The 8,272-nt window shown below is 71.2% G+C and carries 10 protein-coding genes; 3 read left to right on the top strand and 7 right to left on the bottom strand.

The window, feature by feature from the left end; all coding sequences use genetic code 11:
* Nucleotides 1-149: 149 nt before the first annotated feature.
* The 5 genes from PV363_RS13580 to PV363_RS13600 form a co-directional block, all read right to left on the bottom strand.
* On the bottom strand, nt 150-1,790 hold the full coding sequence (locus tag PV363_RS13580; protein WP_220340880.1) for an APC family permease: 1,641 nt from the start codon (nt 1,788-1,790) through the stop codon (nt 150-152).
* A 221-nt stretch (nt 1,791-2,011) separates the two neighbouring features.
* Nucleotides 2,012-2,182 (bottom strand): hypothetical protein, encoded by a 171-nt coding sequence (locus tag PV363_RS13585; protein ID WP_220340881.1) that lies wholly within the window; start codon nt 2,180-2,182, stop codon nt 2,012-2,014.
* A gap of 13 nt (nt 2,183-2,195) precedes the next feature.
* Nucleotides 2,196-2,492, bottom strand: coding sequence for a WhiB family transcriptional regulator (locus tag PV363_RS13590; protein ID WP_220340882.1), 297 nt, complete (start codon nt 2,490-2,492; stop codon nt 2,196-2,198).
* A gap of 70 nt (nt 2,493-2,562) precedes the next feature.
* Nucleotides 2,563-2,724, bottom strand: coding sequence for a hypothetical protein (locus tag PV363_RS13595; protein ID WP_220340883.1), 162 nt, complete (start codon nt 2,722-2,724; stop codon nt 2,563-2,565).
* The gene (locus PV363_RS13600; RefSeq protein ID WP_220340884.1) at nt 2,721-2,993 is read right to left on the bottom strand and encodes a hypothetical protein; all 273 of its coding nucleotides are present in this window, start codon (nt 2,991-2,993) and stop codon (nt 2,721-2,723) included. The genes PV363_RS13595 and PV363_RS13600 overlap by 4 nt, the downstream gene beginning before the upstream one ends.
* A 223-nt stretch (nt 2,994-3,216) precedes the next feature.
* Here PV363_RS13600 and PV363_RS13605 point away from each other — a divergent pair, with 223 nt between their 5' ends.
* Nucleotides 3,217-4,137, top strand: a complete 921-nt coding sequence (locus PV363_RS13605; RefSeq protein WP_220340885.1) for a MerR family transcriptional regulator — start codon at nt 3,217-3,219, stop codon at nt 4,135-4,137.
* A gap of 38 nt (nt 4,138-4,175) precedes the next feature.
* Here PV363_RS13605 and PV363_RS13610 read toward each other — a convergent pair whose 3' ends face one another.
* Entirely contained in the window at nt 4,176-5,600 is a 1,425-nt protein-coding gene (locus PV363_RS13610) for an MFS transporter (RefSeq protein ID WP_301022588.1), read from the bottom strand.
* Between the two features lie 116 nt (nt 5,601-5,716).
* Between PV363_RS13610 and PV363_RS13615 the strand changes: the two genes are divergently transcribed.
* Entirely contained in the window at nt 5,717-5,977 is a 261-nt protein-coding gene (locus PV363_RS13615) for a hypothetical protein (RefSeq protein ID WP_220340887.1), read from the top strand.
* Nucleotide 5,978: 1 nt separating this feature from the next.
* Here the strand turns inward: PV363_RS13615 and PV363_RS13620 are convergent, their stop codons facing one another.
* A complete protein-coding gene (locus tag PV363_RS13620) occupies nt 5,979-6,305 on the bottom strand; it encodes a TraR/DksA C4-type zinc finger protein (protein WP_301022589.1) in 327 nt (108 codons plus the stop codon).
* A 105-nt stretch (nt 6,306-6,410) separates the two neighbouring features.
* Here PV363_RS13620 and poxB point away from each other — a divergent pair, with 105 nt between their 5' ends.
* Nucleotides 6,411-8,144, top strand: a complete 1,734-nt coding sequence (gene poxB, locus PV363_RS13625) for a ubiquinone-dependent pyruvate dehydrogenase (protein WP_301022590.1) — start codon at nt 6,411-6,413, stop codon at nt 8,142-8,144.
* The last annotated feature ends 128 nt before the right edge of the window (nt 8,145-8,272 follow it).

Below are 8,272 nucleotides of genomic sequence, written 5' to 3' on the forward strand. Positions count from 1 at the left end.
GGGGTGCCCCCCCCCCCCCCCACCCCCCCCCCCCCCCCCCCCCCCCGCCGCCCCCCCCGCCCCCGGCGCGCCCCCGCCTCTGTGTTTTCTCTCAGGCTGTCTGCAGCGCGGCGTCATGTCTCCGCGCGGATCCCTCCGACCCGCATGCGTCATTCATGCAGACCAGCCGCGTCACGCCCCGAGTCTCCGGTCCGGACCTCGCGGACGGTGGCGACCGCTGCGGCTGCCTCGGCGGCGGGCAGCGCCGAGCGTACGCCCCACTCGAAGAACGCCAGCGCGAACAAGGCGACGGCGACCATGTCGACACCGGACGGCAGCAGCTCACGGCCCCCGCCGAACCTCCCGACGAAGGTCAGGGCCAGCAGCCCGACGTAGTAGGGACCGAGCCACACGAGCGAGCGCAGCGCCAGGGCTCGCCTCAGCTCGGGGTCCCGGACCATGCGCCACGCCAGCACGGCGATGCCGACCGCGATCGGGATCGTCACCTTGATCATCGTGTCCCACCCGGTCCAGTAGACGATCAGGCTGACCACGACGAAGGCGACGCGTGCGAGCACGGGCAGCCCGCGGAGGCGGAACGGCCGTACGCGGTCAGGCACCTGGCGACGCAGCGCGACGACGGTCACCGGGCCGAGCGACATCGACAGCACGATGGCGCCGGAGTTGAAGGCGAGCAGCTCCGACCAGCCGTCACGGAAGACGAGCAGCAGCAGGAGCCCGGCCGCGAGGTTGAGGACCATCGCACGCAGCGGGACGCCGTGACGCGAGAAGACCGACACGGTCCGTGGAAAGAGGCCGTTCTGTGCCACCGCCACTGCGAGCCGGCCGGTGGAAGCCGTGGAGACCAGACCTGCGCCGAACGGCCCGAGCACCGCGTCGGCCAGGACGAGCTTGGCGAGCACGGCCATGCCGAGGCCGGTGAGCAGTGCGGCGAGCGGGCCGTTCGCCCCACCGCTATCGAGGCCGGCCCAGCCACGATCGAGGTCCCCTGGGTCGACCGCGCCGACGAAGCCGACCTGGAGGGCGGTGAAGAGAGCGGTGCAGATGAGGATGCCTCCTACGAGTGCTACCGGGATGGTCCGCTGCGGCCGCCGTGCCTCGCCCGCGAGGTCGAGCGCGTGTCGGAAGCCGAGGAACGCAAAGACGACGCCACCCGTGGTGAGGGCCCCGAGGACTCCGGCCACGCCCTCGGGAGCGAAGCCGGTCTCGCGGATCGGCGCGGACGAGAACTGAGTGAGGAGAGCAACGGTGACGGCCACCGGGATGAGCAGCTTCACCCAGGTCAGCGCGGTGTTGACCCGGGTGAAGAGCGCCACCCCGTACGCGTTGAGGGCCGTGAAGGCCACCAGGACGACGGCTGCGGCCGCGATGCCCGGGAGGCTGAGCGGACTCTCGCCGCCCGAGGAGGTCTCAGCGACGAAGAGCCAGTCGAAGGCCGCCTCGTTGCTGGCGTACTCGAGCATCGCCTGGGTCTCGATCGGCGCCGCGGTCACGTACCCCACCCAAGCGACCCAACCGATCGCGATGCCGACGCCTTGTCCGTGACTGAAGGTGGGAAGGAGCCCGAGGCCGCCGACGACCGGCAGCATGGCAGAGACCTCGGCGAAGACGAGCACCACCGTGATCAGCATCAGGCTCGCGATCGGCCACGCGATGATGGAAGCGGGTCCGGCCTGCTGGGCAGCGAACAGCGGGGCGAACAGGATGCCGGATCCGACCACGCCGCCGACGACGACGAAGGTCAGGCCGAGTGGGCCGACGGAGCGGCTGGGAGCGTGCGGCGCAACCATCACAGTCGACGGTATCCATGGCCCGCCACCTCGGCACGCTCACTGTCGTGTCGCCGACCACGCTCGGCGGGCCCGATTCGGTGAGGGAATCGGGAATCCTCGGCGGAAAACCCCGATCTCCTCACCGAATCGCGGGAGAGGGGGCGGGGCGGGGCGGGGGCCCCGGACGTACGAAAGTCTCCGCCCGGATGGACGGAGACCCTTCGTACGGGGTGCTGCTCTTAGTCGGAGTCGGTCCCGTCCTGCGGGGGGACCGGGTCGATCCGCCAGGTGACACCGCTCGTCAGGGTGGTGACGACCTCGGTGACGGCGCGGTGCTCAGGATCGCGCGGTTGTCCTGAGGTCGAGGCCTTCACCTCGTCCTGAACGCCCTTGCTGCGGAAGACCCCCATGTGTCGGACGTTATCAGCTGGCGCGGCGCTCGGTGCCGGTCTCGACCAGGGCGTTGCGCTCGCCGGTGTTGAGGCCGCCCCACACACCGAAGGGCTCCCGGACGCGCAGTGCGTGGTTGAGGCACTCGTTGACCACCGGGCAGACGGCGCAGTACGCCTTGGCCTTGGCCTCACGGTCGTGGCGCTTCTTGCCACGCTCGTGCTCGGGGCTGAAGAAGATGGACGTGTCGGCGCCGTTGCATGCGCCCTGGAACTGCCACTCGTACTCGTCCATCAGGGGCATCGGGAGGCGGGAGATACTGCTGCTCATGTCTACTGCTCCTCAATCGTGCTGGTCTTATGTGGTGCCAAGTCGTGCGCGGTCGTGGTGACCGGATGTCTCATGTCGGGGTGGGTGCGAACCAGTCGTTGTTGATCGTTCGCACCGAGATCGTGCTGCGTGCGGCGTGCGCGGGGGAGAGGTCGGCCTCGGCGAACCGCCCGATCAGACGGTCGATCGTCAGGCGACCCTGGAGCCAGGGGCGGGACAGCGACGTGGTCATGCCGCGTCATCGATCAGGCCGGCGGCGGCGGCGAGCTCGTCGCGAGAGAGCCGCCCAACCTGCTCGATCCAGGTGGTGTCATCGGCGGCGTGCGTCCGTGCTGCGGCGCGGTGCGTCGCACGGATGACACTGCCTGCGGATGCCACTCCGGTCATTCCCTGGAGGAGCTCCTCCTGCAGGGCGAGCAAGGACCGGTGTCGCGGCAGGGACAGCACCGTGGTGATGCTGCGACCACGGCGGACCCGTACGGTCTGCTCGTTCGTCCTCACGGTGACTCCTTGCTCTCGGCGGGAGCCAAAACGTAGCACGCGAAGTTGTTCACCTGTCAAATCCCTGAACCAATTTTCTTGGTCAGAATCGCTGTAGATCCAGCGATCGGCCTCCGAAGCGTCCACGTTCAACCAGTTCAAGCCTGACGAATCGTGAGCAGGTTTATACTCTGTCGCAGACGCCGCCCGACTAGAGAGGCACCGGATGGCACCCTCTGAAGGCATGAGCGTGCGCGATGTCGCCGTACGCCTCGGCGTGCCGGCGGCGACCCTGCGCACGTGGGAGCGCCGCTACGGACTTGCTCCCTCAGGCCGCAGCGCGGGTGGGCACCGTCGCTACTCCGAGGAGGACGTCGGCCGGCTGGCCGTCGTGGCGCGGCTGGTCGCGGACGGCATGTCCCCCCAGCTCGCGGTCGCGGCCGTACGCGCCGACCCGCACGTGTCCCCGATGGGCCTCGGTCGGGCGCAGGAGCAGATCAGCGGCGAGCTCGTGTCGGTCCTCCTGGCGGCGGCCGCCCGCGGTGACACCGCGGCGATCCGTCGGCACGTGTCGCGCGCGGTGACCCAGCGCGGGGTCGCGCGCGCGTGGGACGAGGTCCTCGTCCCACTGCTCCAGGCGGTGGGCGAGCGCTGGCGGGACCCGGCGTTCGGGATCGCCGGCGAGCACCTGACGACCGAGATCGTCATGACGACCCTGCACGGTGCGACTGCCCGGGCCGAGCAGCGCACTCGCGGGTCGGCCGATGGAGAAGTCCTTCTCGCCTGCGCTGAGGAGGAGCAGCACTCGCTGCCGGTCGCCGCCCTCGAGGCCGCGCTCGCCGAGGCGGGGACGGCGAGCCGATCGCTCGGGGGACGGGTTCCTCTCCCGGCGATGGTGGACGAGCTGGTCAGGTCCCGGCCCAAGGTCGCGTTCGTGTGGGCCTCGATGCGTCGTCCCGACCCCAGCCTCCTCCTCTCGCTCCAGGAGTCGGCGCTGTCGCCGGTCCTCGTCCTGATCGGCGGTCCGGGCTGGGCCAAGGTCACGCCGCCCGAGCCTCGGGGAGGTGTGGTCTTCGAGCCGGTCGCGGACCTCCCGAGCGCGGTCGAGAGGATCGTCGTCGCCGTCCGCTCGTGGCAGGGCGCGCTGGTCGACGACGAGATCTGACCCCGGGCGCATCAGACGTCGGGCACAGCAGACGTCGGCTACCTGATCGACGCGGTCGGGCGTGCCTCGACCCGCGAGGCGGCCGCCGCGCCGCACAGCGCGAGCGCGGCCGCAGTGGCGAGGATCCCGGCCAGGACCACGCCGGGCAGGGGCGTCCCCACGATCGCGATCGCCGCCCCTGCGACCGCGATCAGCATCGACTGGGAGATCGTCGCCGCGAGCATGGACGCGGCCGTGAGCCGGCCCTGCTCGTCCTCCGGAGCGAGCGCGAGGAGATGGGTCGTGAGCGTCGGGGAGCCGACACCCATGCCGATGCCGGCAGCAGCCCACAGTGCGAGCCCTGCCCAGACGGGGAGCCGGTCGATCGCGACCATGGCCGGACCGAGGATGCCAAGGCAGATGAGCGCGAACGATGCCCGCACGCGTCCGGTCACGGTCGTCCGACGCTGGACCGCGGACGTGCCGTTCACCTGGGAGCCCAGGGCCCACGACAGCCCCGTGATCGTGAGGCTGCTCGCCGCGGCTGCCGGTCCCAGCCCGTGGACTGAGGTCAGCATGAGCGGGATGAAGGCGCCGGCGCCGGCGAAGGACGCCGCCCGAAGGCCCTGGCTCGCGACCACGGCGGGCAGTCCGGCGGCGAACCGGGCGGTGCCACGAGGGAGCACGCGCCGTGCGCCGATCAGGATCAGCGCGAGTCCCGCGCCCACGGCGACACCTCCGACGATCGCCGTCGACCCGCTGTGTGCGCTGTGTTCGAGGCCCGGGCCGCCCAGCGTCAGGGCAGCCAGACCGGCGGACACCACGGCAGCCGAGACCAGGATCTGACGCGTGTCCGGGGGTGCCGTCGACGGCTCCGCGGCGTCCGCACCTCGAAGTGTCCGCAAGGACGGCCGCAGGGCGAGTGCGGCCGGCACCGTGAGGGCGATCGCGACCAGGAAGACGGACCGCCATCCGACCAGGTCGGCGAGCACCCCGGCGATCAACGGCCCGATCAGCGAAGGGACGATCCACGCGGTCGCCATGGCCGCGAACATCTTCGGACGAAGGCTCCTCGGGAGCACGCGGGCGACCAGTACGGTGAGGGCGACGTCGAGGAGCGCCTCGGCCACCCCCGTGCCGACACGTCCGACGAGCAGCACGGTCATGCCCGGCGCGGCTCCCATCACGAGCTGGGAGAACGTGAAGACGAGCAGGCCGGTCGCCAGCGCGGGAGTCGGCCCGCGCCGATCGCACCAGAGGCCCGCAGCGACCGTCGCGACGACCGAGGAGATCAGTGGTGCAGCGGCAGCCGCGCCGAAGAGCGCCATCCCGTCGAGGTGGCCGGCCACGGTGGGCAGGATCGCGACCGTCGCGCGGTTCTCGAACGCGCCGAGAGTGACGAGCGCGAGCGCTCCGACGACGAACGGCAGGCAGCGGGGATCCCACAGGCTCGAGGGAGTGTCCGAGCGGACGGAGGCAGGCATGAGCGAGATCGTCACACCTCAAGTTCACTGGAGGTCAAGCCACGGGACCGAGGCACAGCCTTGTCACCCGTACGGGTCGTCGGTACGGTCACGTCGACCCCTACTCGAGGAGAAGCATGTCCAAGCTCGCCCCGCTCGCCGGAACGCTGATCGCCGCCACCGGCGCCGCCCACTTCGTCACCCCGCAGACCTTCGCGTCGATCAACGAGGCGGCGTTCCCGGAGAACACCGGCGAGTGGATCAAGCGCAACGGAGCCACCGAGGTGGCGCTCGGGCTCGGACTGCTCTCGCGCCGCACCCGCAAGCTCGCCACCGTCGGGCTGGTCGCCTACACGGCGTTCCTGGGCAGCCGCGTCGCCGCCCACCGCGCCGGCTGAGTCAGGCGCACCCGACGCACGTGCGTGCGGCCGGTCGTACGGCGAGCCGTTCGGCCGGGATCGGTCGCCCGCAGCGCTCGCACACCCCGTAGGTTCCGGCGGCGGCACGACCGAGTGCGGCGGTGAGCTGCTCACGCTCGGCCTCGTGACGAGCAATCAGCGCGGACATCTGCTCGCGTTCCCACGCGATCGTCGAGCCCTCGGGGTCGTGCTCGTCGTCGGCGTTGGAGGACTCCGAGGCCGCCACGATCGCCGCATGGTCGCGGCGCAGCGCGGCCAGCAGCTCCTCCAGGCGCTCGAGACGCTCGACGATCGCGGTGGTGTCCACGAGCAAGCTCAACGACACCGGCAGGGTCGATCATTCCTGCCGGTCCACCCGGGCGATGTGACGATGGCCAGAGTCGGAGCACGGCCGCCGAACCGGGGAGTGACGATGCCGAGCACAGCAGAGGTGATGATCGAGACGGTCAAGGCCGCAGGTGTCAAGCGGGTGTACGGCCTGCCCGGCGACTCGCTCAACGCCTTCACCGACGCGCTGCGCAAGGACGGAACGCTCGAGTGGGTGCACGTCCGCCACGAGGAGGTGGCCGCGCTGGCTGCCGCTGCGGAGGCGCACCTGACCGACGAGGTCGCCGTCGTGGCCGCGAGCTGCGGGCCCGGCAACCTCCACCTCATCAACGGTCTGTACGACGCCCAGCGCAGCCGGGTGCCTGTCGTCGCCATCGCCTCCCACATCCCGAGCTCGGAGATCGGCAGCGGCTACTTCCAGGAGACCCATCCTCAGCAGCTTTTCCAGGAGTGCTCCGTCTACTGCGAGATGGCAGGGACGCCCGAGCAGCTGCCACGGATCCTCGAGATCGCGTTCCGTACAGCCGTGGCCGAGCGAGGCGTTGCGGTCGTCGTGGTGCCGAGCGACGTGATGCTGGCCGAGGCCTCAGGGCGCCGTCCTCCGTCGACGATCCAGGCGAGCCGCGCTGTCGTCGTCCCGGCCCATACCGACCTGCTGCGCGCTGTCGCCCTGCTCGACGCCGCCGAGCGGGTGACGATCCTCGCCGGCGCGGGGTGCGCCGGGGCTCACGGCGAGCTGGTCGGTGTCGCGGAGGTGCTCAAGGCTCCGATCGTGCACACGATGCGCGGCAAGGAGTACGTCGAGCACGACAACCCGTACGACGTCGGGATGACCGGGCTGCTGGGCTTCTCCTCCGGGTACCGCGCGATGGAGGCGTGCGACGTGCTGCTCATGCTCGGCACCGACTTCCCCTACCCGCAGTTCTTCCCCGAGCACGCGGCGGTGATCCAGGTCGACGTGCGCGGTGCACAGCTCGGGAAGCGGACGCCGATCGATCTCGGGCTGGTCGGCGACGTCGGTGAGACCCTGCGCGTGCTGACCCCGCTGCTCGACCCGCGCAGCGACGACGGCCACCTGATGAAGATGCTCGCGCACTATGCCCGGAGCCGCAAGGAACTCGACGAGCTCGCCGGCCCGGGGGGTGACGGGCCGTTGCACCCGCAGTACGTCGCGCGGACGGTCTCCGAGATGGCCGGCGCCGACGCGGTCTTCACCTGCGACGTCGGCACGCCGGTGATCTGGGCGGCGCGCTACCTGGAGATGAACGGGCAGCGGTCGATCGTCGGGTCGTTCACCCACGGGACCATGGCGAACGCCCTGGGGCACGCGATCGGCGCCCAGGCGGCGTACCCGGGCCGGCAGGTGGTCGCCCTCTGCGGTGACGGAGGGCTGTCGATGCTCCTGGGCGACCTGATCACGCTCGTCCAGCAGGAGCTCCCGGTGAAGATCGTGGTCCTCAACAACGCGTCCCTGGCCTTCGTGGAGCTGGAGATGAAGGCGGCCGGCATCGTGAACTTCGGCACCGGTCTCACCAACCCGAGCTTTGCCGCGATCGCGCGGGCGATGGGCATGCACGGCGAGCGGGTCGACCAGCCGAACCGGCTGCCGCACGCGATCTCCGAGGCGTTCGAAGCGCCCGGACCGGCCGTCGTGGAGGTGATGGTGGCCCGTCAGGAGCTGGCCATCCCCCCGACGGTCACCGCCTCGCAGGCGAAGGGCTTCACGCTCTACGCACTCAGGACCGTGCTCTCCGGTCGGGGTGACGAGGTGGTCGACCTGGCCCGGACGAACGTCTTCGGGCGGCGGCGCGACCGCTGAGCACCTGAGGGCGGCCTCAGCGGGCGGCGTGGGGGCGCGGGGGGGCGGCCACCCCCCCCCCCCCCCCCCAGACCCCCGCCGGGGAGGGCCGGGGCGGGGAGGCCCCCCGCGCCCCCTGCCCCGGCAGA

It is taken from the genome of Mumia sp. (assembly GCF_028803055.1).
GTDB lineage: Bacteria > Actinomycetota > Actinomycetes > Propionibacteriales > Nocardioidaceae > Mumia.